26 protein-coding genes are annotated in these 25095 nt (G+C 72.0%); 19 read left to right on the forward strand and 7 right to left on the reverse strand.

Annotated features, from left to right (window positions below; translation table 11 throughout):
* Positions 1-134: 134 nt before the first annotated feature.
* The 6 genes from ACSUPT_RS17290 to ACSUPT_RS17315 all read left to right on the forward strand — a co-directional run bounded on the left by ACSUPT_RS17290 (position 135) and on the right by ACSUPT_RS17315 (position 6455).
* Positions 135-1421 carry a hypothetical protein gene (locus ACSUPT_RS17290; protein ID WP_436944856.1) on the forward strand — a complete coding sequence of 429 codons (1287 nt, stop codon included), beginning with the start codon at positions 135-137 and terminating at the stop codon, positions 1419-1421.
* Between the two features lie 109 nt (positions 1422-1530).
* A complete protein-coding gene (locus tag ACSUPT_RS17295) occupies positions 1531-2142 on the forward strand; it encodes a TlpA family protein disulfide reductase (RefSeq protein WP_351966698.1) in 612 nt (203 codons plus the stop codon).
* Between the two features lie 3 nt (positions 2143-2145).
* Entirely contained in the window at positions 2146-2883 is a 738-nt protein-coding gene (locus ACSUPT_RS17300) for a cytochrome c biogenesis CcdA family protein (RefSeq protein WP_361661081.1), read from the forward strand.
* An 8-nt stretch (positions 2884-2891) separates the two neighbouring features.
* Positions 2892-4850, forward strand: coding sequence for a cytochrome c biogenesis protein ResB (resB, locus tag ACSUPT_RS17305; RefSeq protein ID WP_436944857.1), 1959 nt, complete (start codon positions 2892-2894; stop codon positions 4848-4850).
* On the forward strand, positions 4847-5944 hold the full coding sequence (gene ccsB, locus ACSUPT_RS17310; RefSeq protein ID WP_351966701.1) for a c-type cytochrome biogenesis protein CcsB: 1098 nt from the start codon (positions 4847-4849) through the stop codon (positions 5942-5944). Before resB ends, ccsB begins: the two co-directional genes overlap by 4 nt.
* Before the next feature lie 64 nt (positions 5945-6008).
* The gene (locus ACSUPT_RS17315) at positions 6009-6455 is read left to right on the forward strand and encodes an SRPBCC domain-containing protein (protein WP_436944859.1); all 447 of its coding nucleotides are present in this window, start codon (positions 6009-6011) and stop codon (positions 6453-6455) included.
* 25 nt (positions 6456-6480) lie between these two features.
* On the opposite strand, the gene ACSUPT_RS17320 is transcribed toward ACSUPT_RS17315, so the two are convergent.
* The 3 genes from ACSUPT_RS17320 to ACSUPT_RS17330 all read right to left on the reverse strand — a co-directional run bounded on the left by ACSUPT_RS17320 (position 6481) and on the right by ACSUPT_RS17330 (position 10856).
* Positions 6481-8031, reverse strand: coding sequence for an ABC transporter substrate-binding protein (locus tag ACSUPT_RS17320; RefSeq protein WP_436944860.1), 1551 nt, complete (start codon positions 8029-8031; stop codon positions 6481-6483).
* Positions 8032-8036: 5 nt separating this feature from the next.
* On the reverse strand, positions 8037-10223 hold the full coding sequence (locus tag ACSUPT_RS17325; protein ID WP_436944862.1) for a hypothetical protein: 2187 nt from the start codon (positions 10221-10223) through the stop codon (positions 8037-8039).
* Between the two features lie 216 nt (positions 10224-10439).
* Positions 10440-10856, reverse strand: coding sequence for a PLD nuclease N-terminal domain-containing protein (locus ACSUPT_RS17330; RefSeq protein ID WP_365727723.1), 417 nt, complete (start codon positions 10854-10856; stop codon positions 10440-10442).
* A 164-nt stretch (positions 10857-11020) separates the two neighbouring features.
* On the opposite strand from ACSUPT_RS17330, the gene ACSUPT_RS17335 reads away from it, so the two are divergent.
* From ACSUPT_RS17335 to ACSUPT_RS17355, 5 genes are all read left to right on the forward strand, one after another.
* Positions 11021-12472, forward strand: coding sequence for a menaquinone biosynthesis decarboxylase (locus tag ACSUPT_RS17335; RefSeq protein WP_361661066.1), 1452 nt, complete (start codon positions 11021-11023; stop codon positions 12470-12472).
* Positions 12469-12972, forward strand: a complete 504-nt coding sequence (locus ACSUPT_RS17340) for a hypothetical protein (RefSeq protein ID WP_436944863.1) — start codon at positions 12469-12471, stop codon at positions 12970-12972. Before ACSUPT_RS17335 ends, ACSUPT_RS17340 begins: the two co-directional genes overlap by 4 nt.
* On the forward strand, positions 12969-13901 hold the full coding sequence (gene mqnP, locus ACSUPT_RS17345) for a menaquinone biosynthesis prenyltransferase MqnP (protein WP_436944865.1): 933 nt from the start codon (positions 12969-12971) through the stop codon (positions 13899-13901). The genes ACSUPT_RS17340 and mqnP overlap by 4 nt, the downstream gene beginning before the upstream one ends.
* Positions 13902-13944: 43 nt before the next feature.
* Entirely contained in the window at positions 13945-14505 is a 561-nt protein-coding gene (locus tag ACSUPT_RS17350; RefSeq protein ID WP_365727726.1) for a Uma2 family endonuclease, read from the forward strand.
* A gap of 121 nt (positions 14506-14626) precedes the next feature.
* Positions 14627-15307 (forward strand): UbiX family flavin prenyltransferase, encoded by a 681-nt coding sequence (locus tag ACSUPT_RS17355; protein ID WP_351966710.1) that lies wholly within the window; start codon positions 14627-14629, stop codon positions 15305-15307.
* Between the two features lie 259 nt (positions 15308-15566).
* On the opposite strand, the gene ACSUPT_RS17360 is transcribed toward ACSUPT_RS17355, so the two are convergent.
* Positions 15567-15725 (reverse strand): hypothetical protein, encoded by a 159-nt coding sequence (locus ACSUPT_RS17360; protein WP_351966711.1) that lies wholly within the window; start codon positions 15723-15725, stop codon positions 15567-15569.
* Positions 15726-15840: 115 nt separating this feature from the next.
* On the opposite strand from ACSUPT_RS17360, the gene ACSUPT_RS17365 reads away from it, so the two are divergent.
* The 7 genes from ACSUPT_RS17365 to ACSUPT_RS17395 all read left to right on the forward strand — a co-directional run bounded on the left by ACSUPT_RS17365 (position 15841) and on the right by ACSUPT_RS17395 (position 21971).
* On the forward strand, positions 15841-16296 hold the full coding sequence (locus ACSUPT_RS17365) for an Lrp/AsnC family transcriptional regulator (RefSeq protein WP_351966712.1): 456 nt from the start codon (positions 15841-15843) through the stop codon (positions 16294-16296).
* 112 nt (positions 16297-16408) lie between these two features.
* Entirely contained in the window at positions 16409-17572 is a 1164-nt protein-coding gene (mqnE, locus tag ACSUPT_RS17370; protein WP_351966713.1) for an aminofutalosine synthase MqnE, read from the forward strand.
* Between the two features lie 168 nt (positions 17573-17740).
* Positions 17741-18391 (forward strand): UdgX family uracil-DNA binding protein, encoded by a 651-nt coding sequence (locus ACSUPT_RS17375; protein ID WP_361661055.1) that lies wholly within the window; start codon positions 17741-17743, stop codon positions 18389-18391.
* A 68-nt stretch (positions 18392-18459) separates the two neighbouring features.
* Positions 18460-18999 (forward strand): N-acetyltransferase family protein, encoded by a 540-nt coding sequence (locus ACSUPT_RS17380; protein ID WP_436944868.1) that lies wholly within the window; start codon positions 18460-18462, stop codon positions 18997-18999.
* 118 nt (positions 19000-19117) lie between these two features.
* A complete protein-coding gene (locus tag ACSUPT_RS17385; RefSeq protein ID WP_399217126.1) occupies positions 19118-19366 on the forward strand; it encodes a DUF4229 domain-containing protein in 249 nt (82 codons plus the stop codon).
* Between the two features lie 457 nt (positions 19367-19823).
* On the forward strand, positions 19824-21158 hold the full coding sequence (locus ACSUPT_RS17390; RefSeq protein ID WP_436944870.1) for a dicarboxylate/amino acid:cation symporter: 1335 nt from the start codon (positions 19824-19826) through the stop codon (positions 21156-21158).
* A 255-nt stretch (positions 21159-21413) separates the two neighbouring features.
* Positions 21414-21971, forward strand: coding sequence for a TetR/AcrR family transcriptional regulator (locus ACSUPT_RS17395; RefSeq protein ID WP_351966744.1), 558 nt, complete (start codon positions 21414-21416; stop codon positions 21969-21971).
* A 137-nt stretch (positions 21972-22108) separates the two neighbouring features.
* Here ACSUPT_RS17395 and ACSUPT_RS17400 read toward each other — a convergent pair whose 3' ends face one another.
* Together ACSUPT_RS17400 and ACSUPT_RS17405 are read right to left on the reverse strand one after the other, a co-directional pair.
* A complete protein-coding gene (locus ACSUPT_RS17400) occupies positions 22109-22516 on the reverse strand; it encodes a DUF1992 domain-containing protein (RefSeq protein ID WP_436944871.1) in 408 nt (135 codons plus the stop codon).
* Positions 22517-22657: 141 nt separating this feature from the next.
* Positions 22658-22861, reverse strand: a complete 204-nt coding sequence (locus ACSUPT_RS17405; RefSeq protein WP_003967102.1) for a cold-shock protein — start codon at positions 22859-22861, stop codon at positions 22658-22660.
* Positions 22862-23163: 302 nt separating this feature from the next.
* On the opposite strand from ACSUPT_RS17405, the gene ACSUPT_RS17410 reads away from it, so the two are divergent.
* Positions 23164-24024, forward strand: a complete 861-nt coding sequence (locus ACSUPT_RS17410) for a menaquinone biosynthetic enzyme MqnA/MqnD family protein (RefSeq protein ID WP_351966721.1) — start codon at positions 23164-23166, stop codon at positions 24022-24024.
* 11 nt (positions 24025-24035) lie between these two features.
* Here ACSUPT_RS17410 and ACSUPT_RS17415 read toward each other — a convergent pair whose 3' ends face one another.
* Positions 24036-25082 (reverse strand): alpha/beta hydrolase, encoded by a 1047-nt coding sequence (locus ACSUPT_RS17415; RefSeq protein WP_351966722.1) that lies wholly within the window; start codon positions 25080-25082, stop codon positions 24036-24038.
* Positions 25083-25095: the final 13 nt, after the last annotated feature.

Raw genomic sequence — 25095 nt, forward strand, 5'->3', positions numbered from 1 at the left:
CGTTACGGGGTATCCGTTTCGTCACGCCGGTAATCCTGTGATTATCGGTGGAACCCAACGTCCACTTTCCGCCATCTCAACGGATACCGGCCGGAAATCCGGCCGCCCGGTCCGGGAGTGGAATGGGGGACGGTATGCCTGCCATGAGCCGAAGGGCATTGCTGGGAACGGGAGTTGGCGCCGCGCTCGCACTCGGTACGAGTGCCTGCGGCGCCCTCGGGGAGATCGGCGACCAGGGCCCGGCCGGCCGCCCCGGCGCGGCCGGCGGTACGGGATCCGGTACGGCCGGCGGTACGGAACCCGGTACGGGCGCGGGCGGGGACGGCAAGGGCGGCGGGCGGCGGGTGCGCCCCCTCGGGGACGGCTCCACCGCCGACACCGGCCCGCAGCCCCGCCAGCCGGCCCGCCCCGCACCGCTCGAACCGGGCCAGACCCCGCCGCAGTTCGTCGTCTTCTCCTGGGACGGCGCCGGGGAGGTCGGCAACGGCCTCTTCCCGCGCTTCCTCGACCTCGCGCGGGAACACGGCGCCGCGATGACGTTCTTCCTCTCCGGGATCTACCTCCTCCCGGAATCGCGGAAAAGCCTCTACCGCCCGCCCCGCAACAACCCCGGCGCCTCCGACATCGGATACCTCACCGACGCCCACATCAAGGACACCCTGGAGAACCTCCGCCGCGCCTGGCTCGACGGACACGAGATAGGCACCCACTTCAACGGCCATTTCTGCGGCGGCTCCGGATCGGTCGCGCACTGGACCCCCGACGACTGGCGCGCCGAAATCGACCAGGCGGTGAAATTCGTCACCGAATGGAAGACCAACAGCGGCTGGATCGGACTCGACCCGCTCCCCTTCGACTACCGCGGGGAACTGATCGGCGGCCGCACCCCCTGCCTCCTGGGCCGGGACAACCTCCTGCCCACCGCCCGGAAACTCGGCTGGCGCTACGACGCCTCGTCCCCCGGCGGCCTCCAGGTCTGGCCCGCCAGGCGCCAGGGGCTGTGGGACCTTCCGCTCCAGGCCGTTCCGTTCCCCGGCCACTCCTTCGAAGTCCTCTCCATGGACTACAACATCCTCGCCAACCAGTCCGGGAACACCACCCGCGGCGTCCCCTCCCGCTACCCGGGCTGGAAGAAGCAGGCCACCGAGGCGTATCTGGCCGGATTCACCCGCGCGTACGAGACGAATCGCGCCCCCCTCTTCATCGGAAACCACTTCGAACAGTGGAACGGCGGAATCTATATGGACGCCGTCGAGGACGCGCTCAAGGAAATGGCCGGAAAGAAGGACGTGCGACTGGTCTCCTTCCGGCAACTCGTCGACTGGCTCGACGCACAGGACCCCGGGATCCTCCGGAAGCTCCGCTCGCTCTCCGTCGGAGAATCCCCGGCAGGCGGCTGGAACTCCTTCCTGCGCGCTTAGCCGGTCATAGCCGGAACCCGGCCAAGGCTTAGCCCGGCTTCACAAGGGGCTTTACGGGCACTCAGGGGGGCGGGCAAGATCGGCGAAACGGCCATGCGAAACTTTTCACATGAGCCACAGTCGAGCCCCCCGAGGCCTCCTGCTCACCGCCGGCGCCCTGGCGGCCGCGCTCGCGCTGACCGCGTGCAGCGGCAGCCCCACGGGCACCTCCGGGGGCGGCGGCAACACCAACTTCGTCACCAACGTCGACGGCGTCGCCACCATCCCCAAGGGTGAGCGGCCCACGCCGAAGCTGGCCGGCGAGACCCTCGACGGCGGCCGCCTCGACGTCGCCGACCTCAAGGGCAAGGTCGTCGTGATCAACCTGTGGGGCGACTGGTGCAACCCGTGCCGCGCCGAGGCCCCGCACTTCGCGAAGGTCGCGGGCGAGCTGAAGTCCCGCGGCGTCGAGTTCGTCGGGATCAACACCCGCAGCGAGAAGCTCTCCTCGATCAAGTTCGAGAAGGACTTCAAGGTCCCGTACCCGAGCCTGTACGACCCGTACGGCAAGCTCGTGCTCAACGGCTTCCCCAAGGGCGCGGTCCAGCCGCAGGCCATCCCCTCGACGCTCGTCCTCGACCGGGAGGGCAAGATCGCCGCGCGCACCCTCAAGGCGGTCTCCGAGAAGGAGCTGCGCGCCATGATCGACCCGGTCCTCGCCGAGAAGGCCGACGGGCAGTAGTCCATGAACGAGACGGTCTTCAGCGGGGCCCTCCTGCTGGCCCTGCCCGTCGCCGTCCTCGGCGGCCTGGTCTCCTTCTTCTCGCCCTGCGTGCTGCCCCTCGTCCCCGGCTACCTCTCCTACGTGACCGGCGTCACCGGCACCGACCTGGCCGAAGCCCGGCGCGGCCGGATGGTGCTCGGCGCCGCCCTGTTCGTCCTCGGCTTCACCGCCGTCTTCGTCTCCGGCGGCGCGCTGTTCGGCTACTCCGGCCAGACGCTCCTGGAGCACCGCGAGGTCCTGAACCGGGTCCTCGGCGTCGTGATGATCCTCATGGGCGTCTTCTTCATGGGGCTCATGCCCTGGCTCACCCAGCGCGAGTTCCGGTTCCACAAGCGGCCGGCCGCCGGCCTCGTCGGCGCGCCGGTCATCGGCGTGCTGTTCGGCATCGGCTGGACGCCCTGCGTCGGCCCGACCCTCACGGCCGTCAACGCGCTCGCCCTCTCCGAGGCCAGCGCCGGGCGCGGCGCCCTGCTCACCTTCGCGTACTGTCTCGGGCTCGGCGTGCCGTTCATCGTCGCCGCCGTCGCGTTCCGCAAGGCGCTCGGCGCGTTCGGCTGGGTCAAGCGGCACTACGCGTGGGTGATGCGGGTCGGCGGCGGCATGATGATCCTGACCGGTCTGCTGCTGCTGACGGGTGTGTGGGACACGCTCGTCCAGACCACGCAGAGCTGGTCCAGCGGCTTCCAGGTGGGGATCTGAGGTTCACCATGAGCAACACCGAACACACCGGCGGGGCCCGCCGCCCCGCAACGGACGCACCCGCCGGCAAGACCGCCGGCGAGCGCCCCTCCTCCCAGGGGACGTCCGCCGAGCAGTCGCTCGGCGCCGCCGGGGAGCAGCTGTCCACCGCCCCCGCGCAGGAGTCCGAATCCGCCGGACTGCCCGCCCTCGGCTTCACCGGCTGGGTCCGCTGGTTCTGGCGTCAGCTGACGTCCATGCGGGTCGCCCTCATCCTGCTCTTCCTGCTGTCCCTCGCGGCGATCCCGGGCTCCCTCATCCCGCAGAACGGCGTGGACGAGATGAAGGTCAACGCCTTCAAGGAGTCCCACAAGACGCTCACACCGATCTACGAGAAGCTCCAGCTGTTCGACGTCTACACGTCGGTGTGGTTCTCGGCGATCTACATCCTGCTCTTCGTCTCGCTCATCGGCTGCATCGTCCCGCGCACCGCGCAGTTCGTCGGTCAGCTGCGCAGCCGCCCGCCGGGCGCGCCGAAGCGGCTGACCCGCCTGCCGGCGTACACGACCTGGCGCACCGAGGTCGACCCCGAGGGGGTGCGCGAGGCGGCGGCGAAGGTGCTGCGGAAGCGGCGCTTCCGGGTCCACGCGTCCGGTGACGCGGTCGCGGCCGAGAAGGGCTACCTCCGCGAGGCCGGCAACCTGGCCTTCCACATCGCGCTGATCGTCATGCTGCTCGCCTTCGCCGCGGGCCAGCTGTTCCGCTCCGAGGGCGGCAAGCTGATCGTCGAGGGCGACGGCTTCGCCAACACCCTCAGCCAGTACGACGACTTCCGCTCCGGCTCCCTGTTCGCCCTGGACGACCTCGGGCACTTCAGCTTCGAACTGAAGGAGTTCACCGGCACGTACGAGCCGACCGGCCCGCAGCGCGGCACGCCCCGCACGTTCGAGGCGGCCGTCACGTACTCCGAGAAGGGCGGCCCGGACAAGGACGCCGTCATCCGGGTCAACGAGCCGCTGCACGTGGACGGCGCGAAGGTGTACCTGATCGAGCACGGGTACGCCCCCGTCGTCACCGTCCGGGACGGCAAGGGCGAGATCGTCAGCCGGGGCCCCGTGCCGCTGCTGCCGCTCGACGCCAACGTCACCTCGCAGGGCGTCCTCAAGGTGAAGGACGGCTACAAGGACAAGAACGGCAAGCGGGACCAGCTGGGCATTCCGATGTTCTTCGTGCCGACGTTCGCGGGCGAGGGGCAGGGGCAGATGTTCTCCGTCTTCCCGGCGCTCGTGGACCCGCGGCTGAGCGTCTCCGCCTACCGCGGCGACCTGCGCGCCGACTCGGGCGTGCCGCAGAACGTGTACCAGCTCGACACGTCCAAGATGAAGCCGTTCAAGGACGCGCGCGGCGACATCCTGAAGAAGCAGCTCAAGCCCGGTGAGACCTTCACGCTGCCCGACGGGGCCGGCTCGATCACCTTCGAGCGCGAGGTCAAGGAGTGGGCGAGCTTCCAGATCAGCCAGCAGCCGGGCAACGGCTGGGCGCTGGCCGGCGCCGTCGCCGCGATCCTCGGCCTGATGGCCTCGCTGTTCATCCAGCGGCGCCGGGTGTGGGTGCGGGCCGTCGCGGGTCCGGACGGGGTGACGGTCGTGGAGATGGCGGGTCTGGGACGCAGCGAGTCGTCGAAGCTCCCGGAGGAGCTGGCCGAGCTGGCGGACCTGGTCCACTTCGTCTCCCCGAGCGTGCCGGCCGACGCCGACGCCGACGCCGACACCGCCTCCGACGCCTCCGGCACCGCCGATCCGGCCGGCACCGCGGGCCCGGACGACACCGCGGACGCGGACGGAGCACACCGTGCCGACCCCGCACCCGCCGGCGGCTCCGCGCACGCGGGCCGCGCCGTGAACCGTGACGCCGGAGGCCACGACCCCGTGGACGACGGCGCCGAACCCGCCGAAGAGGCTGTTCCCGCCGAAGGGGCATCGCAGTGATCATCGCCGCCGCCAACGAAGACCTGGCGAACATCAGCAACACCCTCGTCTACTCGGCCATGGCCGTGTACACGCTGGCGTTCCTCGCGCACATCGCCGAGTGGGTGCTCGGCAGCCGCAGCAAGGTCGGCCGCACCGCCGCCGCGCTCACCGCGACGGCGGGCGCGCGGACCGGGGCGCCGGCCGTCCGGGTGCGCGGCAAGCAGGCCGAAGGGTCCGCGTCCGGCACCGCCGTGCTGGACAAGCCCGCGATCGTCACGCGCGGCGCGGCCGGCGCCCGCGAGGTGCCCGACGGGCCCGGCGCGGCAGCCGGGGACGAGAAGGGCGACCTGTACGGGCGCATCGCCGTATCGCTCACCACCCTCGCGTTCCTGCTGGAGGCCGGCGGCGTGGTCGCCCGCGCCCTCTCCGTGGAGCGGGCGCCGTGGGGCAACATGTACGAGTTCTCGCTGACGTTCTCGACCGTCGCGGCCGGCGCGTACCTCGCGTTCCTCCTCGCCGGGAAGAACGTCCGCTGGCTGGGCCTGCCGCTCGTCACGACCGTCCTGCTCGACCTCGGCCTCGCCACCACCTGGCTGTACACCGAGAGCGACCAGCTCGTCCCGGCCCTCGACTCGTACTGGCTGTGGATCCACGTCTCCACCGCGATCTTCTGCGGCGCGGTCTTCTACATCGGCGCGGTCACCACCCTGCTGTACCTGCTGCGCGACGGCTACGAGGCCAAGGTCGCGGGCGGCGGCAAGCCGTCCGCGTTCACCCGCTCGATCATGGAGCGGCTGCCGTCCGCCGCGTCCTTCGACAAGTTCGCGTACCGGGTCAACGCCGCCGTCTTCCCGCTGTGGACGTTCACGATCATCGCGGGCGCCATCTGGGCCGGCGACGCCTGGGGCCGCTACTGGGGCTGGGACGCCAAGGAGGTCTGGTCCTTCATCACCTGGGTCGCCTACGCCGCGTACCTGCACGCCCGCGCGACCGTCGGCTGGAAGGGCCGCAAGGCGTCGTACATCGCCCTGATCGCCTTCGCCTGCTGGCTGTTCAACTACTACGGCGTGAACCTCTTCGTGAACAGCCTCCACTCGTACGCGGGCGTCTGACGCCCCCGCCGCAGAGGCGCCCGCAGCGGTAGCGGGCGCCGGTCCGGCGCGCGACGCTGGAGGCATGGACGGGAACGCCGCAGCCGAGACGGCCCGGTCCGCCGCCACCGGGGCGGACCGGCACGTCCTGCGCTTCACCGTCCCGCTCGGTCACCCCGAGGAGGCCGTCTGGCCGGCCGTCGCGAGCGCCGCCGGGCTCGGCTCCTGGCTGGCCGCCGTCGAGGTGCTGGAACCCCGGCTCGGCGGGGCGGTCGTGCTGCGCGGTTTGGACGAGCCGGGCGGTCCCGCCGCGGCCGGGACGGTCACCGCCTGGGACGTGGAGCGGGTCGCCGAGTACACCCTGGACGGGGACGCGGGACGGCTCCGCTTCCACCTGGAGCCGGGCGAGCACGGCGACCGGGGCGCGACCGTGCTGCGCGTCACCCACACCTTCGAGGGCCCCGTCCCGCTGCGCCGGGCCCGCGCCGCCGCCTGGCCGGCCCGCTTCCACCACCTGGCGGCGGCGCTGTAGCGGGCGCGCGGGCCGGCCGGTGCGCTCACGGGCGGCGCAGGCGCATGCACTCGGTGCCCGGCGGCTCGCCCTCCGGCCACGCCATCCTCACGAACCGGGGAGCGCCCCGCGTCAGCTGCACCACGGGCACGGCCTTGTTGTACGGGTTGCCGTAGTTGTCCAGGCATATCCAGCCGCTCGCGCCCTCGACCCTCAGCGAGCCCTTGATGTGCGGCCACTGCTTCGCCACCTGGTCCAGCGGCGGAACGGTCTCACTGGGGGGTGTCGCCTCCCGGATCGCCTCCACGGCCATCGCCATGGCGTCGTACGCGATGATGGCCTGCCCGTCCCAGAGGGTCGTCGGCCCGAGCGGCCCCGCCGGCGCACGGGTCACCTCGGCCAGCGCCCGCGTGAACTCCTCGTACGCCTGAGCCGATCCGCCCGTCTTCGGCGGCTCGTACCCGGGCCTGGGCCGCCACGCGTCCGGGTGCGCGAGCGCCGCGTACTGCACCGTGAGCCCCTGCTCCAGCGCCCCGCGGTCGAGCTGCGGGTCCGTGCCCAGGTACGAGCCCTCGTCGCCGGTCAGCACCCGGAACTTCCGGTCCTTGCAGCCGCGGGCGCCCAGCGCGTTGACGAACTGCCGCAGCTGCGTGTGGCGCCCGGCGAAGAACAGCGTCTCCGCGCGGGTGTCGCACACCAGGTGGGTGATCCGCCGGAACGCGAGGGCGGTCGTCCCCTCGGCGTTCGGGTCCGTGTCGGACGTGAACAGCTGCGGCTCGTACGGGGAGCGGTCCAGGAGGCCGGAGAACGCCTTCCTGAGCGTGTCCGTGTAGTGGTCCCCGGTCCGCGTGTCGTGCACCAGCAGGGCCTTCGCCGGGTCCACCGGGCCGAGGTGGGTCAGCGCCCGCGCCTCGTCGCCGTTGGTGGGGGAGACCCGCGCCAGCCCGGGGAAGGGCTGCCCGGCGGGCCCGTTGGCGATGTCGTCGGCGGTGATGGTGGTGCCGACGACGGCGATGCCCGCGCCGGTCAGCTCGGCGACCGCGCCGCGCACCTGCGCGCTGCTGGTCGCGATGCCGGACACGGCCCGCAGGTGGTGCGGGGCGCCGGTCATGGTCTTGAGCTGGTCGACGGCGGTCTTCCAGTGGAGGTTGTCCTTGCCGGTGTTGGCGAGGACCAGGCGGATCTTCGGGACCTCGTTGTTCCGCCGGTTGGCCCGGTACTGCTGGGCGAACGCGCCGTGCAGCTCGTTGAGCATCTTCTCGCGCAGGCCCGTACTGGTGGAGGTGAGCGGCAGCAGCAGGGCGACCGTGGCGTACTGGCCCTCCTTCAGCGTGGCGTTCTCCCGGCCGATGGCGTCCGCGACCTGCTTGAGCCGCGACTCGCCGAAGTCGTAGCCGTTCCCGGCCGTGGCGACGCCGACGCACTCCTCGCTGCCGGTGGGGCGGGCCACGCCCGGCGCGCACGAGCGGTCCTCGGGAGTGGTGACGCGCTGGACGACGGCGACCGTGCCCCACGCCAGCAGGGCGAGGACGACCGCGCTGGTGACGATCTTCTGGCGGACGGTGTAGAAGAGGCGGTACCGGAAGGGGTTGTCCATGCTCGTCAGGCTCCGTCCTCGCTGCCCGGCGGCGACGACGGCGCACGCCAGGCCCGAATGTCCCTCGGCCAGTGGGTGGCCGCGTCCCACAGCGGAAGGCTGCCGGTCAGATGGCGGCCCGAGAGCTGGCGCAGCTCGTACGCCATCCGCTCGATCACGTCGTCGTCGGGCAGCGCGAGCGGATCGGTGAGCAGCCACACCGCGTGCAGCAGCCGCCGCACCGACTGGTGCAGGGCCTTGGCCGCCTCGTCCAGACCGGCGAGCGCCTCGACGGGGCCGGGGTCCCGGCCGAGCGCGACGGCCCGCCGCGGGTCGGGCCCGGGACGGCGAGGGTCGCGCGGGTACGGCGCGGTCGTGATGAACAGCAGCCGGTCCAGCCAGGCGCCCACGTCCGGGTCGGCGAAGCCGTCGCGCAGCGCGGTCACCGCGCCGTCCACGCGCCCGAGCGCCAGCTCCTGGCGCAGCCGGTACGCGGCGGGGCGCGGTCCGTAGTGGGCGAGCAGCGTCTCGTGGACGGCCCGCCACGCGGCGTACTCCGGGGCGTCGCCGTCCTGGAAGCGGAGCCGGTGCAGCAGCAGGGCGCGCAGCAGCGGATCGGCCACGAAGTACGAGGGCACGGCGCCCGTCCGCCCCCCGGCACCGCCCGCACCCCCCGCGCCCGCACCGCCTGCCGGACCAGCGCCCGCACCGCCTGCCGGGCCACCGCCCGCCGGGCCGTGTGCCGTCCCCGCCGGCCAGCCGTCGCCGCGCAGCGCGTCCCGCAGCCGCAGCGTCACGTCGCCGTCGACGGACGCGGCCCGCAGCCGGGTGCGGGCCAGCGCCCGCGCCGACTCCTCGTCGTACGCGGCCGCCAGTACGGTCAGCGCGGCCGCCTCGTCACGGCGCAGCTCCGGCAGCAGTTCGGCCAGCAGCGTCTCGGCGACCGGGACTTCGGGCGCGTCCTCCCGCAGCTCGACGTCCAGGTCCAGCAGGGCGCCCGGTGTGAGCGCGCCGCGCTCCCCGGCCGGCACCCCGCCCGCGGCCCGCCCCAGCAGCGCCACGGCCAGCGGCCGGCCGCCGGTCAACCGGTGCACCGCGCCGGGCAGTCCGGGCGGGGTGCGGCCCGCCGGGTCGTACCGGTCGAACAGGCTCCGCGTCTGCGCCGGGCTCAGCGGGGTCAGCTCCACCGCGAGGATGCCCGAGGTGATGTCCGTGCCCCGGGGGCAGGGCGCCCGGTGCGCGACCTCCGGCAACCGCAGCCGCGTCGCGCGGCGCAGCCCCTCGTGGCTCCCGTCGCGGGAGGCCGCGATCAGTACGGTCTGGTCGCGGCGGCCGTCCGCGCGGTCCCGCAGGACCGGCTCGACCAGGCGGCGGCCGAGCGGCAGATGGGCGTTGTCGAGCAGGATCACCGGGCGCCCGCGCCGGGTTCCGCGCCGGGTCAGCCCGACGTACGCGCGGCGCAGGTCCTCGACGAGGGCGCCCACGAGGAAGTCCTCCGCGTCGGCCCTGCGCGGCCCGCCCTGCGCGAAGTCCGCGGCGAGCTGGCGCAGGCCCAACGTGCCGTTGCCGCCCGCGCTGCGGTAGGCGCCGTACCAGGTCTCGGTGCGGCGCTGGGAACGGCCGAAGACGTCCTCCAGGAGGGTCTCCACCGTCGCCTCCGCGAGGACCCCGGCCATCGGCACGACCCCGTCGGCGACCTTCGCGGCGAGCTTGGAGAGGACCCGGCCCACCCAGACGCTGGCCATGGCGCGCGACTCGTCCACCGTCGCCAGGACGGGCCCGAGGCGCTGCAGGTCGCGGCGGACCCGCTCGTCGTCCTCCTGGGACCAGCTGATGCTCGCCACGGCCGCGAGCCCCAGCGCCAGGCGCGGGAACTCCACCGGACGCGCCGACAGCACGCGCGGCGACAGCTGCACGGCCAGGTCGGCGAGGGCGCCGGTGACCGGGGTCCAGCCGGGTCCGTGCTCGGCGGGCTCCTCGATGTGCGCGCAGTCCAGGAAGGCGAGCGGGGTGCCGCGGCGGTAGGCGTTGCGGATCTGCTTCAGCAGCGCGGTCTTCCCCATGCCGCGGCCGCCGGTGAAGACGGTGACCGGCGGGTCGTCGCCGTGCTCGTAGCGGACGCCGGCGAAGCCGTACGGGGCGAGGCCGGTCAGGCGCGCGGCGAGACCGGATGGATCCAACACCGCCTCACGGCCGTACAACTCTCTGTCCACCCGCCACCCCCCGGTGCAGCGTCAGCGCCACAAGACAGGTCCTGTCACACTTTCGACCGCACAATAGCCTTGTGTGCGCGGGGTGTCGCGCAGAGTTGTCCAACTGATGCCATACCGAAGCCGCGTGGCGCGCGGGTCACCGCGCGGGGCGCGGACCGGCCGGCACGGCGACGCGCGTGGCGCGCGGACCGGGAGGTACGGCGAGGGGCGGGCGCCTCAGGGCTGCTTCGGGTCCTCGTCGCCCTGGCCCGCGCCGCCGCCGTCGCCCTGCTCGCGGCGCTTCAGCTCCTCCTCGCGGCGGCGGAGGTCGGCCTCCCAGTCCTTCAGGAGCGCCTCGTCCTTCTTGTTCTCCTCGCTGAGGGACTTCAGGAACTCGGGGTTGTCGTCGGGCGCCACCCACTGCGTGCGGTGGTTGCGGTGCCACTCGCTGGGCGTACGGCCCCCGGCCGGGGCGCGCCGGGTCTTGCCCGCGGCCAGCCACACGATGGGCCCGACGATCCAGAAGAGCAGGATGATGAAGACCCACGCCACCTTGGGCAGGTGCTTGGCCTCGTCCTCGGGGGTGTTCAGGCAGTCGATGAACGCGTAGATCGTCAGCGCGATCGGCAGGATGTACATCAGTGCCCTGAGCATGTGGGACAGCCCCCTGGTTCCGCTGATGGGCCGCGCGCGCGAGCCCCGGTGACGCCTCCAGGGTATCGGCACGGTCCGACACGCCCCCCGGCCCGCGTGGTGCGGGGGGCGAAACGGGCGGGCCGGGCGCGGGGCGGAGGGGCGCCTCCGGGATACTGGGGGGCATGGCTTACGACGATCTTCGCTCGTTGCTCCGGGCCCTGGAGCGAGACGGCGACCTCAAGCGCATCAAAGCCGAAGTCGACCCGCACCTGGAGATCGGGGAGATCGTCGACCGGGTCCAGAAGGCCGGCGGCCCCGCCCTGCTGTTCGAGAACGTCAAGGGCTCGTCGATGCCCCTGGCGATGAACGTGTACGGCACCGACCGCCGCCTCCTCAAGGCCCTCGGCCTCTCCTCGTACGACGAGATCAGCGAGAAGATCGGCGGGCTGCTCAAGCCGGAGCTGCCCAGCGGGTTCGTCGGGGTGCGCGAGGCGTTCGGGAAGCTCGGCGCCATGACCCACGTCCCCCCGCGCAAGGTCAAGGACGCCCCCGTGCAGGAGGTCGTGCTGCGCGGCGACGAGGTGGACCTCGACAAGCTGCCCGCGCTCTTCACCTGGCCCAAGGACGGCGGGTCCTTCTTCAACCTGGGCCTCACCCACACCAAGCACCCCGAGACCGGCGTGCGCAACCTCGGCCTCTACCGCCTCCAGCGCCACGACCGCCGCACCATCGGCATGCACTGGCAGATCCACAAGGACAGCCGCAACCATTACCAGGTCGCCGCCCGGCGCGGCGAGCGGCTGCCCGTCGCCATCGCGTTCGGCACCTCGCCCGCCGTGACGTACGCGTCGACCGCGCCGCTGCCGGAGGACATCGACGAGTACCTGTTCGCCGGGTTCCTCCAGGGCAAGCGCATCGACATGGTGGACTGCAAGACCGTCCCGCTCCAGGTCCCCGCGAACGCGGAGGTCGTCCTGGAGGGCTGGCTGGAGCCCGGCAAGATGCTGCCGGAGGGGCCCTTCGGCGACCACACGGGCTTCTACACGCCGCAGGAGGAGTTCCCCGCCCTCACCATCGACTGCGTCACCATGCGCCGCCGCCCGCTGCTCCAGTCCATCGTCGTCGGCCGCCCGCCGACCGAGGACGGGCCGCTGGGCCGCGCGACGGAGCGGTTCTTCCTGCCCCTGCTGAAGATCATCGTCCCGGACATCGTGGACTACCACCTGCCGGAGTCCGGCGGCTTCCACAACTGCGCGATCATCTCGATCGACAAGAAGTACCCCAAGCACGCCCAGAAGGTGATGCACGCCGTCTGGGGCGCCCACATGATGTCGCTGACCAAGCTGGTGGTGATCGTGGACGCCGACTGCGACGTCCACGACCTGCACGAGGTCTCCTGGCGCGCGCTGGGCAACGTCGACTACTCCCGCGACCTGACCGTCGTCGAGGGCCCCGTCGACCACCTCGACCACGCCTCCTACCAGAAGTTCTGGGGCGGCAAGGCCGGCATCGACGCCACCCGCAAGTGGCCCGAGGAGGGCTACGTCCGCGACGGCGGCTGGCCCGAGATGGTCGAGTCCGACCCCGCCGTCGCCGCGAAGGTGACCCGGCGCTGGAAGGAGTACGGACTGTGAGCCCCGTGCCCGTGGGCGGCCCCGCCCTCTTCATCGGCACCGACACCGCGTACGTCGCCCTCGTCCGCCCCGAACTGGACCCGGACGACCCGGGGGTGCGGCACGCCGCCGAGCAGGCGGGCGTCGACCCGGCCGAGTTCGCCGGCCCCGGAGGCGTGTGGGCCGTCATGACGGAAACCGAGGGCGAGGGCGGCGGCTTCGAGCTTCCCGGCGTCCGGGACGCCGAACCGGCCCGCTTCGCCGAGCTGCTGCGCGCCGAACTGGCCGCCGCCTCCGCGCCCGGCGCCACCCCCGGCCCGTTCACCGTCGACGGCGGAGCCGTGCTGCGCCTGGACGCCCGCCCGGCCGGCGAGGCCGCGTACACGTACACCGCGCACGTCACCCCGCCCGACGCCGACGCCCCCGACACCTACGGGCCGCGCACGGTGGAGACGGGTCCCGTGCCCACCGCCGAGCTGCTGGCCGACCTCGACGCGTTCCTGGGGAGCCTCGACTCATGACGGCCACCGACGGCGTGACCGGCCCGGCCGGTCCCCTGCCGGGGGCGCCCGCCGCCCCCGGCAGGGTCAAGACCTTCCTGCGGCTGGTCATGATCGAGCACTCGGTCTTCGCGCTGCCCTTCGCGTACATCGCCTCCCTGACGGCCATGTACCGGGACGGCGGCCGGGTGGACTGGTGGACGCTGCTGCTCGTCACCGTCGCCATGGTGGGGCTGCGCACGTTCGCCATGGCGTGCAACCGGATCATCGACCGGGAGATCGACGCCCGGAACCCGCGCACCGCAGGTCGCGAGCTGGTCACCGGCGCGATGTCGGTGCGCTCCGCGTGGACCGGCGCGCTCGTCGCCCTCGCCGTCTTCCTGGGCGCGGCGGCGCTGCTGAACCCGCTGTGCCTGATGCTCGCGCCGGTCGCGGTCGTCCCGATGGTCGTCTATCCGTACGGCAAGCGGTTCACGAACTTCCCGCACGCGATCCTCGGGATCGCCCAGGCCATGGGCCCCGTCGGCGCCTGGCTCGCGGTGACCGGCGCGTGGTCCTGGGACGCGGTGGTGCTGGGCCTCGCCGTCGGCGTGTGGATCGGCGGCTTCGACCTGATCTTCGCCTGCCAGGACGTGGACGCGGACCGGGCGCACGGCGTCATGTCCGTGCCGGCCCGCTTCGGCATCCCGGCCGCCCTGTACGGGGCGCGCGGGGCGCACGTCGTGACGACGGGCCTCTTCGTCTGGTACGCGCTGCTGACCGGCGCGGGGCCGTGGTTCTGGGTGGGCCTGGCGATCGTCGCGGGGGCCTTCCTGTACGAGCACTCGATCGTGCGGCCGGGCGACCTGTCCCGCCTGAACAGGGCGTTCTTCACGGTCAACGGCTTCATCGGGATAGCCCTTTTCGGGTTCTCCCTGATCGATCTCGTGGCGCGTGGTCTGACCGTCTGAATACCGTCTGGCCCACCATCGGGGGCAGGACAGGGAGGCTGACGTGACCACCTCGCAGACCGAACACCTGCACTCGCGGCTCAGCCGGTTCGAGGACATGTTCCCCGGCCATCGGACCGAGATCGTCGAGGGCAACATCATGGTGAGTCCGCTTCGCCCGTTCCACAACGAGACCATCCTGATGGTCTGGGCCCAGCTGAACCAGCAGCTGGCCCCCGAGTGGGGGTTGGTGAGCGATGTGGCCTTCCCGTTCAGCGGGGAGTTCGAGTTCTGCCCCGACCTCGCCCTCATCCCGGCCGCGGAGAAGAACCGCAACCGCAGCGCCTACTCGCCCGATCTCATCGAACTGGTCATCGAGGTCGTCTCGCCGAGCAGCGTGCGCAACGACTACGAGGTCAAGGACCGGCAGTACGCGGCCCGCGGCATCGGCCACTACCTGATCCTCGACCCGTGCAAGGGCCACATCGCCACCCGCTGGAATCCGGGCCCCGAGGGCTACCGGGGCCGGGACCTCCTGCCGTACGGCGGCAAGGTCGTCGTGGACACGGGGATCGGCCGGCTGACGATCGACACCAGCGGCCTGCCGGTGGACCCGGACGCCTGACGCCCCGCTCCCCGCACGCCTGCGCCCCCGCCCGTTCCGGGGGCGTTCACCGTCCGTACCGGGGGCCGGGGTGGCCACCGCGCGCGGTGACCCGCGGGGGCGGGCGGATAGGCTCGTCGGCGTGGAGCCGGTAGAGGAGCAGCGTCGTCGTCCGTGGGTCGTCGGAGTGTCCGGGGCGTCCGGGACGCCGTACGCGGCAGCAGTGCTGCGCGGACTGATCGCGGCGGGGGAGAGCGTCGATCTGGTGGTGTCCCGCGCGTCGCGGCTGACCCTGCTGGACGAGACGGGGATCTCCTTCCGGGACGCGCACTGGCGCGAGGACCTGGAGGAATGGCTGGCGCGCGGCGCGGACGGCAAGCCGCGCACCTTCGACGTGGACGTGGCGGGGGCGGACCTGCGGCACTGGGCGGCGGGCGATCTCGCGGCCGGTCCCTCGTCCGGGTCGTACCCGGCGAAGGGGATGCTGATCGTGCCCGCGTCGACGGCCTGTGTGGCCGGGGTCGCGCTGGGCCTGTCGAAGGACCTGCTGCAAAGGGCGGCGAGCGTGGTGCTGAAGGAGCGCCGCCCACTGGTCGTGGCCGTGCGGGAAACCCCGCTGAACGGGCAGACGCTCAAGCACCTGGTGGCGCTGGACGAGGCGGGCGCCGTGGTGCTGCCCGCCTCTCCGGCGTTCTACGCGGGGGCGACGCACATCCAGGACCTGGTGGACTTCGTCGCCGGGCGGGTGCTGGACGCGGCAGGGGTGCCGCACCGGCTGTACCGCCGCTGGAAGGGAGAGCTCGGTGGCTCCCGGAAGGACTGACGGTCCTAGGGCCTGTCTTTCGGATCAGCCCGACTCCGTGGCGCGGTGTCTTTGCCTGCGGGTGAGCGGGGCATGGTGCGTGCGGATGCAAGGCGGAGGAGGGAGCCATTGCGGAGCACTGGCGACCGACGACAACGCCGCAGACGTGCGTGCCAGGCCCCGCGGCCCCGGGAAGATCCGAAAGACAGGCCCTAGGCCGCCGCTGCCCGGCCGCGCGCCGGGGGCGGCGGGAGGGCCGGCGGGAGGGCCGGCCGGGAGGTCAGCGCTTCTTCGTGCGGATCGTGGTGGTGCGCCGGTCGGCGGCCGCCTCCTGGCGGGCCGCGACGGCTGCCTTGCGGACACGCGAGCGATGGGCCTGCTCCTGCATGGAACGCATGTGGGCGTAGGCCATCTCGATCGTGTACACGGTGAGTGTCATCTCCTGAAGGATCGTCGTTGATCGATTGAGTGAATCGCAGGGAAACAGCCCCTGCGTGCCTTAGATTCTACACCTGTACTTGCTGGATTGCTGATTAATGGAAGGCTTCAGGCATATGGACGCCGTGGATAGGCAGCTCATCCAGGCTCTGCGGGAGAACGGCAGGGCCTCGTACGCCGAGCTCGGCCGCCTCGTGGGGCTCTCCGGGCCCTCCGTCACCGACCGCATCAACCGCCTGGAGGCGGCCGGCGTCATCACCGGCTACCGCGCGACCGTCGACGCCGCGTCGCTGGGCCTCGGCGTGACCGCCCTGATCGGCATCTCCCTGTCGGACGCCGCCGACCACGAGGACGTGGCGCGCCGGCTGAAGGACCTGCCGGAGATCGAGGACTGCTGGTTCATCGCGGGCGACGACTCGTACATGCTCAAGGTCCGCGCCAGCGACGTGGACGGCCTGGAGAAGATCATCCGCCGGCTCTCCGGCACCAAGGGCGTCTCCCGCACCCGCACCACGATCGTGCTCTCCACCAAGTGGGAGAACCGGGTCGGCGACCTGCCCGGCGAGGAGTAGACCGCCCGACGGTGGCGGGTGCCGCCGTCGCCGTCGGAGCGGGGGAGTACGGTGGGTGGGGCCCGTTGGGCCGCAGGTGACGTTGGGTCGAGGCAGTGGGAGGCAGTGCCGTATGGACGCGGGGCTCAAGCGCGAGCTGGAGGAGAAGGTCCGGTCCGGGGAGCGGCTGACCCGCGAGGACGGCATCGCCCTGTACGAGTCGGACGACCTCGCCTGGCTCGGCGGCCTCGCCCACGAGGTGCGCACGCGCAAGAACGGCGACGTGGTGCACTTCAACGTCAACCGCCACCTCAACATGACGAACGTGTGCACGGCCTCGTGCGCGTACTGCTCGTTCCAGCGCAAGCCGGGCGAGAAGGACGCGTACACGATGCGCATCGAGGAGGCCGTCCGCCTCGCCAAGGCGATGGAGTCGGAGAACCTCACGGAGCTCCACATCGTCAACGGCCTCCACCCCAACCTGCCGTGGCGCTACTACCCGCGGTCGCTGAGCGAGCTGAAGAAGGCCCTGCCGAACGTCTCCCTGAAGGCGTTCACGGCGACGGAGATCCACCACTTCGAGAAGATCTCCGGCATGCCCGCGTCCGAGATCCTCGACGAGCTGATCGACGCCGGCCTGGAGTCGCTGACCGGCGGCGGCGCGGAGATCTTCGACTGGGAGGTCCGGCAGCACATCGTCGACCACGACACCCACTGGGAGGACTGGTCGCGCATCCACCGGCTCGCGCACTCCAAGGGCCTGAAGACCCCGAGCACCATGCTCTACGGGCACATCGAGGAGCCCCGCCACCGCGTCGACCACGTGCTGCGGCTGCGTGAGCTGCAGGACGAGACCGGCGGCTTCCAGGTCTTCATCCCGCTGCGGTACCAGCACGACTTCGTGGACATGAAGGACGGCAAGATCCGCAACCGGCTCCAGGCGCGGACCACGATGGCGACGGGCGCCGAGGCGCTGAAGACCTTCGCGGTCTCCCGGCTGCTGTTCGACAACGTCCCGCACGTGAAGGTCTTCTGGGTCATGCACGGCCTCCAGACCGCGCAGCTCGCGCTGCAGCACGGCGCGGACGACATGGACGGGTCGGTGGTCGAGTACAAGATCACGCACGACGCGGACAACTACGGGACGCCGAACAAGCTGACGCGGGACGACCTGCTGGAGCTGATCCGCGACGCGGGCTTCCGGCCGGTGGAGCGGAACACGCGGTACGAGATCATCCGGGAGTACCCGGGCCCCGACGAGTCCCGCCGCGAGTCCCCCCAGCCGATGCGCCTCTGACCTCCCGGGCGGCCCGTCGACAGGTGTGGGGCCTGGCGCCCCGCCACGTCGCGGGCAGTCGTTCCGCCGGGGCGAAACGACCGCCCGCGACGGGACGGACGCGGCCGCAGGCCCAGGGGCGTGCCGGCAGGGGCGTGAGGGGCCCGGGGGAGGGGGTACCCGGCGGGCATGGCCAGGAGCAGCAGCCCCGAGGAGGCGTACGACGCCACCCCCTTCGTGCCGGACGACGCCCAAGACCTCGACGCCCTGCGCACAGCCGCCGCGGCCTGCGAGGGCTGCCCCCTGCACGCCCCCGCCACCCGCACCGTCTTCGGCGAGGGCAACCCCCACGCCCGCGTCCTCCTCATCGGCGAGCAGCCGGGCGACCAGGAGGACCGCCAGGGCAAGCCGTTCGTCGGCCCGGCCGGCCGGCTCCTCGACCGGGCCCTCGAAGACGCCGGCATCGACCCGGACGACACGTACACCACCAACGCCGTCAAGCACTTCAAGTTCACCCAGGTCCCCGAGCGCGGCAAGCGCCGCATCCACAAGTCGCCCACGCTCCGCGAGATGACCGCCTGCAAGCCCTGGCTCGACGCGGAGCTGCGCCTCCTGGACCCGGACGTCCTCGTCGCCCTCGGCGCGACCGCCGGAAAGGCCCTGCTCGGATCCCGGTTCCGGGTGACGGAGCAGCGCGGCGTGCTCCTGCCGTACGAGGAGCGCGGAGAGTGCCTCGTCGCCACCATCCACCCCTCCGCCGTCCTCCGCGCCGACGACCGCGACGCCCTGTACGACGGCCTCGTCACGGACCTCCGGGTCGCCGCCCGCGTCCTCGGCTGAACCGCCCGCGCCCCCGGGACCGCCGCCCGCGTCCGCCGCCGGGCCGCAGGCGCCCTATCGTCGGAGGCATGGCGCTCACCTTCGTACTGGACCCGCCCGTCGACCGGCACCTCCGCGACGGCGTCCTCGGCTTGTGGACGGACGTCACCAACGCCGGTGGCGCCGTCGGCTTCGTACCGCCCGTCACCCCCGACGACATCCGCCCGCAGTGGCGCGAGCACCAGGCCGCGCTGGAGGCGGGCCGCATGCGGCTGCTCGCGGGCTTCGAGCCGGACGGCACCGTCGCCGCCACCGCGTTCATCACCTTCAACACCCACCGCCTCATGACCCACTGGGTGTGGCTGTACACGGTCATGGTCCACCCCCGCCACCACGGCAAGGGGTACGGCCGCGCCCTGCTCGCCGCCTGCGAGGACGCCGTACGGGGCCTGGACAACGGCGAGGGCGGCCGGATCGAGGCGATCCGGCTCACCTGCCGCGGCGGCCTCGGCCTGGAGCGGTTCTACGCCTCGTGCGGCTACAAGGAGATCGGCCGCGCCCCGGACGCCATCCGGCTCGGCGAGGGCGAGTACCGGGACGACATCCTCATGCTGCTCCCCTTGAACTGATCCATTCCGGCCCGTGCTTCACTAGTCGGGCAGAACACGCGGTACGGAGTACGGAGAAGGAAGAAGGCCCATCGTGACCGCCACCACCAGGTCGAGCGCCACCCTCAAGTACACGCTCATGCGCCTCGGCGTCTTCGCCGGCTGCTTCGTCGTCCTCTACGCGCTGGTGTACTTCGGCCTCATCCCGCGCGGGCTCGGCGACTCCAACGCGCTGTGGGTGCTCCTGCTCTCCATCGTCGTGTCGGCGCCCCTCAGCTTCGTCCTGCTGCGGCGGCAGCGCGACGCCATGTCGGAGCAGATCGTCGAGAAGGTCGGCACCGCCAAGGCCCGCCTGGAGGCCAACCGCACGCGGGAGGACGGCGTGTGACGACGCCACCGGCCCCGCCGCCCCCGCGGCGGCCTGTCGCGTACGTCACAACACCCCGCACCACCGCCACCACCCCGGACCGGAACACTCGTTCCCGGCCGGGGTGTTGTCTTTCGCAGGCATCCGCCCGCGCCCGCCTGTCAAAGAATGCCTTTGAGGTTCTCAAAGTTCAGGTGTTAACGTTTCTCCCATGAAGACCGCAGTGCGCCACCGCCACACGACCGCGAGCGTCCCGCTCGTGGCGCGCCTGCACGTCGATCTGTGCCTCTGCGCGTCCGCGGCCTGTCGCCGCCGCGAGGTCTGAGCCTCCGCCCGCTCAGCCCCCTGGGCCCGCCCGGCCGCGCCGCCGCCCCCCGCGTGGGGCGGGCGCCGTGCGCCGGCGCCGTAAGCCGCGCCCCGTCCGGGTAGGCCCCAGCGAGAAGCCCGCAATCCGTACCCCCTCACGCCCTCCAGGAGTGTGTCCGTGTCCGCGCCCGCGTCCGCGTCCCCGCGCCGCATACCCAAGGTGCCCTTCTGGGCCCAGATCGTCGCCGGCCTCGTCCTCGGCGTGATCCTCGGCTGGATCACCCGCAGCTACGACGTCCAGTGGCTGTACACCACGCTCGACAAGGTCGGCCACATCTTCGTCCAGCTGCTGAAGCTGGCCGTCGCCCCGCTGGTCTTCTTCGCGATCCTGGTGTCCATCACCAATCTGCGGAAGGTCAACAACGCCGCCCGGCTGGCCTCCCGCACCCTCCTCTGGTTCATGATCACGTCGCTGATCGCGGTCGTCATCGGCCTGGTCCTCGGCCTGCTCACCGACCCGGGCGCCGGCACCGGCCTCACCCCGAAGGACGGCAAGAAGCCGGAGAACGCCGGTTCCTGGCTGGACTTCCTGACGGGCATCATCCCGACGGACGTCATCACGCCGTTCACCGAGCTGAACGTCCTGCAGATCGTCTTCATGGCGGCCGTCGCCGGCATCGCCGCGCTGAAGCTGGGCGAGAAGGCCCAGCCGATCCTCACCTTCGCCGAGGCCGTCCTGGAGCTGCTGCAGAAGGCCCTGTGGTGGGTCATCCGCCTCGCCCCGATCGGCACCGTCGGCCTCATCGGCTACGCCATCGCCGAGTACGGCTGGCACCTCATCGGCAAGTACGCCACGTTCACCGCCGACGTCTACATCGGCTGCGCGCTCGTGATCTTCGGTGTGTACCCGCTGCTGCTGGCCACCGTCGCCAAGGTCAACCCGCTCCAGTTCTTCAAGGGCGCCTGGCCCGCGATCCAGCTGGCCTTCGTCTCCCGCTCGTCCGTCGGCACCATGCCGGTCACCGTCAAGGTCACCGAGCGGCTCGGCGTGCCGAAGGAGTACACGTCGTTCGCCGTCCCGTTCGGCGCGACGACCAAGATGGACGGCTGCGCCGCGATCTACCCGGCCCTCGCCGCGATCTTCATCGCGCAGATCTTCGACGTGCAGCTCGGCGTCAAGGAGTACCTGCTCATCGCCCTGGTGTCGGTGATCGGCTCGGCCGCCACGGCGGGCCTGACCGGCGCGACGGTCATGCTGACGCTGACCCTGTCCACGCTGGGCCTGCCCCTGGAGGGCGTCGGCCTGCTCATGGCGATCGACCCGGTCCTCGACATGATGCGCACGGCCACGAACGTCGCCGGCCAGGCGCTCGTCCCGGTGATCGTCGCCGCGCGTGAGAAGATCCTCGACCTCGACGCGTACAACTCGGCGTCGGCCTCTCCGGTCGACGGGTACGAGACGCGGGAGGCGTCCCCGGCCAAGGCCACGGCCACCGCCGCGGCCTGACGCAGGCCGCCCTCCCCGCGTCGCCCGTGCCCCCGCCGGATCCCGGCGGGGGCACGGGCGTCCGGTCGTTGATCAGCGGCGCCGCGGGAGCGCGGCGCCGCGTACGGGAAGGGCGGGGGCTTGAACAAGGCGAGCGACGGCACGGGATACGGCCACGGGCGCGGAGCGGGGACGGCGGCCTCACCACGAGCGGGCACGGCGACCCCGCCGCCACCCGCGCCGAAGCGGCTGCCGAGGGCGATCCGGGAGCGGCAGATGCTGGACGCGGCCGTGCGGGTCTTCGGCCGGCGCGGCTACCGGGCGGCGTCCATGGAGGAGATAGCCGAACTGGCGGGCGTGTCCAAGCCGCTGGTGTACCTCTACCTGAACTCCAAGGAGTACCTGTTCACGGTGTGCCTGCGCCGGGAGGCCGCCGCGCTGAAGGCCGCCGTCCTGTCCGGCGCGGCCGACGCGGAACCGGGCGGTCCGGTGGAGCGGCGGATCTGGTCGGTGCTGATGGCGTTCTTCACCCACACGACCGGCAACCCCGACGGCTGGGCGCTGCTGCACCGCCAGGCCCGCACCCACGGCGAGCCGTTCGCCGCGGAGGTGGCGGCGCTGCGGGCGGAACTCACGCGGTACGTCACGTCCCTGATCACCACGGCGTCCACCGGGCCCCGCACGCCCCGCGCGGCGACGGCCCTGGCCCACGCCCTGGTGGGCGCGGCGGAGTCGCTGGCGGACTGGGCCAACACCACCCCGGACGCCACAGCCCACGAAGCCGCCCGAACCCTCCTCCGCCTCACCCACCCGTCCCTGCCCCCGCACGACTGACCCCCGGCGGCCCTACGCGCGGGCCCGCCCGGCCCAGCTGAACGGGGCCGCGCGGGCCGCGAGGTCAGCCGCCGTGTAGCCGGACGGGGCCGGGCTCGCACCTGTGGCGCTCATCGGGTGACAGCGGGGAAAGCCGGTCAGGATCCCGCGTCGCGGGACGCGCGCCAGTCGGTGAGGAGGGCTTCCACGTCGAAGGGGGTTAGGTTCAGGGGCGGGCCCGGGGGCGGGCGGCGGATGGCCGCGTCGATCTTCTCGTTGATCTCCGCGACGATGCGGCGCACCTGGGACTCGGACACCGCGCGGCCGACCGCCTCCAGGGCGTCCTCGGCCTCCTTGCGGAGCGCCAGGGTGGGCGGGAGGGCGGACAGGCCCTCGCGGTTCATCTTGCCCTTCACCCACCACAGCTCGTCGTACGGCGCCGTGTCGTCGGGGAGGGGCTTGCCCAGGCCCGAGAGCCGGGCGAACTCGCCGCGTTCGGTCGCCTCGCGGATCTGCTTGTCGACCCAGGACTCGAAGGACACCCCGGGGGGTTTGCGGTCCGTCATACGGCCAGGGTAGGCCGACCGGGGCGCAGCGCGAGGGGACATTCTTGGAAACAAAGGCAGAGGTCCGCCTTCCGCATCGAAATGCGGAAGGCGGACCCCTTAGGTACTGCTAAGTCGTGCGCGATCGCCGACCCTGCCCAATCAGGCCGGGGTGACGTTCTCCGCCTGCGGGCCCTTCGGGCCCTGCGTGACGTCGAAGTTCACGACCTGGTTCTCCTCGAGGGAGCGGAAGCCAGACGCGTTGATCGCGGAGTAGTGGACGAAGACATCCGGGCCGCCGCCGTCCTGGGCGATGAAGCCAAAGCCCTTTTCAGCGTTGAACCACTTGACGGTTCCGGTAGCCATAAGCCCTCCTTGGGCCAAAGGGTTGCCCTGCTCCAGAACCTGCAAAGAAGTCTGAAAACTACAAAAGCCTGCGGGTCACATGCTCCGCAGGCTCTGTACTGCAAGGGAAACCAAACTGCAACTTGCGTCGAGCCTAGCACGCTGTCTCGGCGGATGGGTAGAGGTAAAGATCACCCCATCGAGAAGTCGTCAGGATGTTTGAAGTCGGCGGAAGTGGGTCCGGGTCGGCGGAAGCGGGTCCGGGCCCCCGGCATGTCCACCCGGTGAGACGGCGCGGGCCGGGCGGGGACTAGCCTCGCGATGTGGACAAATCTCGGCGGACCCGGCCGCGCGTCGGGCACATCCAGTTCCTGAACTGCCTGCCCCTCTACTGGGGACTGGCCCGCACCGGCACGCTGCTCGACCTGGAGCTGACCAAGGACACGCCCGAGCGGCTCAGCGAGCAGCTCGTCGACGGGGACCTCGACATCGGGCCGATCACCCTCGTGGAGTACCTCCGCCACGCCGACCGGCTGGTGGCCTTCCCCGACCTCGCCGTCGGCTGCGACGGGCCCGTCATGTCGTGCGTGATCGTCTCCCAGCTGCCCCTGGAGCGGCTGGACGGCGCCCGGGTCGCGCTCGGCTCCACCTCCCGCACCTCCGTGCGCCTCGCGCAGCTGCTGCTCGCCGAGCGGTACGGCGTCGCCCCCGACTACTACACCTGCCCGCCCGACCTGGGCGTGATGATGCAGGAGGCCGAGGCGGCCGTGCTGATCGGCGACGCCGCGCTGCGCGCCTCCCTGCACGACGCGCCGCGGCTCGGCCTCCAGGTCCACGACCTGGGGCTGATGTGGAAGGAGTGGACCGGACTGCCGTTCGTGTTCGCCGTGTGGGCCGTGCGCCGCGACTACCTGGAGCGGGAGCCCGCCGTCGTACGGAAGGTCCACGAGGCGTTCCTGGCGTCGCGGGACCTGTCGCTGGAGGAGGTCGGCAAGGTCGCCGAGCAGGCCGCGCGCTGGGAGGCGTTCGACGCCGAACTGCTGGAACGGTACTTCACCACGCTCGACTTCCGGTTCGGCACCGACCAGCTGGCCGGCGTGCGGGAGTTCGCCCGCAGGACCGGACCGACGACCGGGTTCCCCGCCGACGTGCGGGTGGAGCTGCTCGGCGGCGGGGAGGGGTGACGCGGGGGCGGTCAGGAGGACGGGACGGGGCCCTGCATGTGCTCGCTGATCCACTGGACGGAGCCGTCGCCCATGCCCTTCACATACGTCCGCGCGTTGTGGCCGCCGCCCTCGATGATCTCCAGCCGGGTCTTCACCGGGCCCTTGCCGTAGTTCCGGATGAACGACCGCAGGTTCGCCAGGCCCGACTCCTCCGTGCCGATCTGGAACGCCAGATACACGTCCTTGTCGGGTGACGAGGGCCGCGCGGCGAGGGCCGCGGCCAGCTTTTCCGGGTTGTTCGCGGCCTTTTCCGCCTCGTGCCCGGCCCACAGCGGCGAGTCCGGCACCGTGTCCGGCCCCGAGGCGATCACCGCCTTGAACTTCTCCGGATGCTTCAGCACCGACTTCAGCCCCACGAACGCGCCGGACGACGAGCCCATGAACGCCCAGCCGTCACGTGAGTCGAAGGTACGGAAATTCGCCCTGACGAAATCGGGAACGTCCTCCGTCATCCAGGTGCCCATCTTCTCGTGGCCCGGGATGTCGCTGCCGTCGTAGTAGTGCTTGTCGTCCGGGTTGAGCACGGGCATCACGACGATGAACGGCAGGCTCTTTCCCTCCCTGGACCACCTGCTGATGCTGCTCTGCAGCTTCAGGTCGGTGCCCATCCAGTAATTCTTCGGGTAGCCGTTGCCGCCGGGCAGGGCGATCAGCACGGGGAAGCCGCTGTTCGCGTACCGCGGCTCGAAATACTGCGGCGGCGCCCACACCCACACCTTGCCGGTGAAGCCGGACTTGCGGCCCTCCAGGGTCGTCACACCGATCTTCGTGCCGTCGTCGACGGTGTTCTCGGTCGTGAACTCGGCCTTCGGGCCCGTCGGCATCAGCGTCGCCGGGACTGGGGGCTGCCCCGGCCGCGCGGACGGCCCGGCCGGCGGGGCGCCGTCCGCCCGCGCGGGCGCCGAGGCGCCCGCGGGCGGGGTGTCGAACGAGACGGGTTCCCCCGAGCAGCCCGCGGTCAGCGCGAGGGAGCCGAGGACGGCGGCGGCGACGAGGGGCGTGAGCGGACGTTTCATGGTGGTGCACTCC

The organism is Streptomyces sp. SudanB25_2051, assembly GCF_964272635.1.
GTDB lineage: Bacteria > Actinomycetota > Actinomycetes > Streptomycetales > Streptomycetaceae > Streptomyces.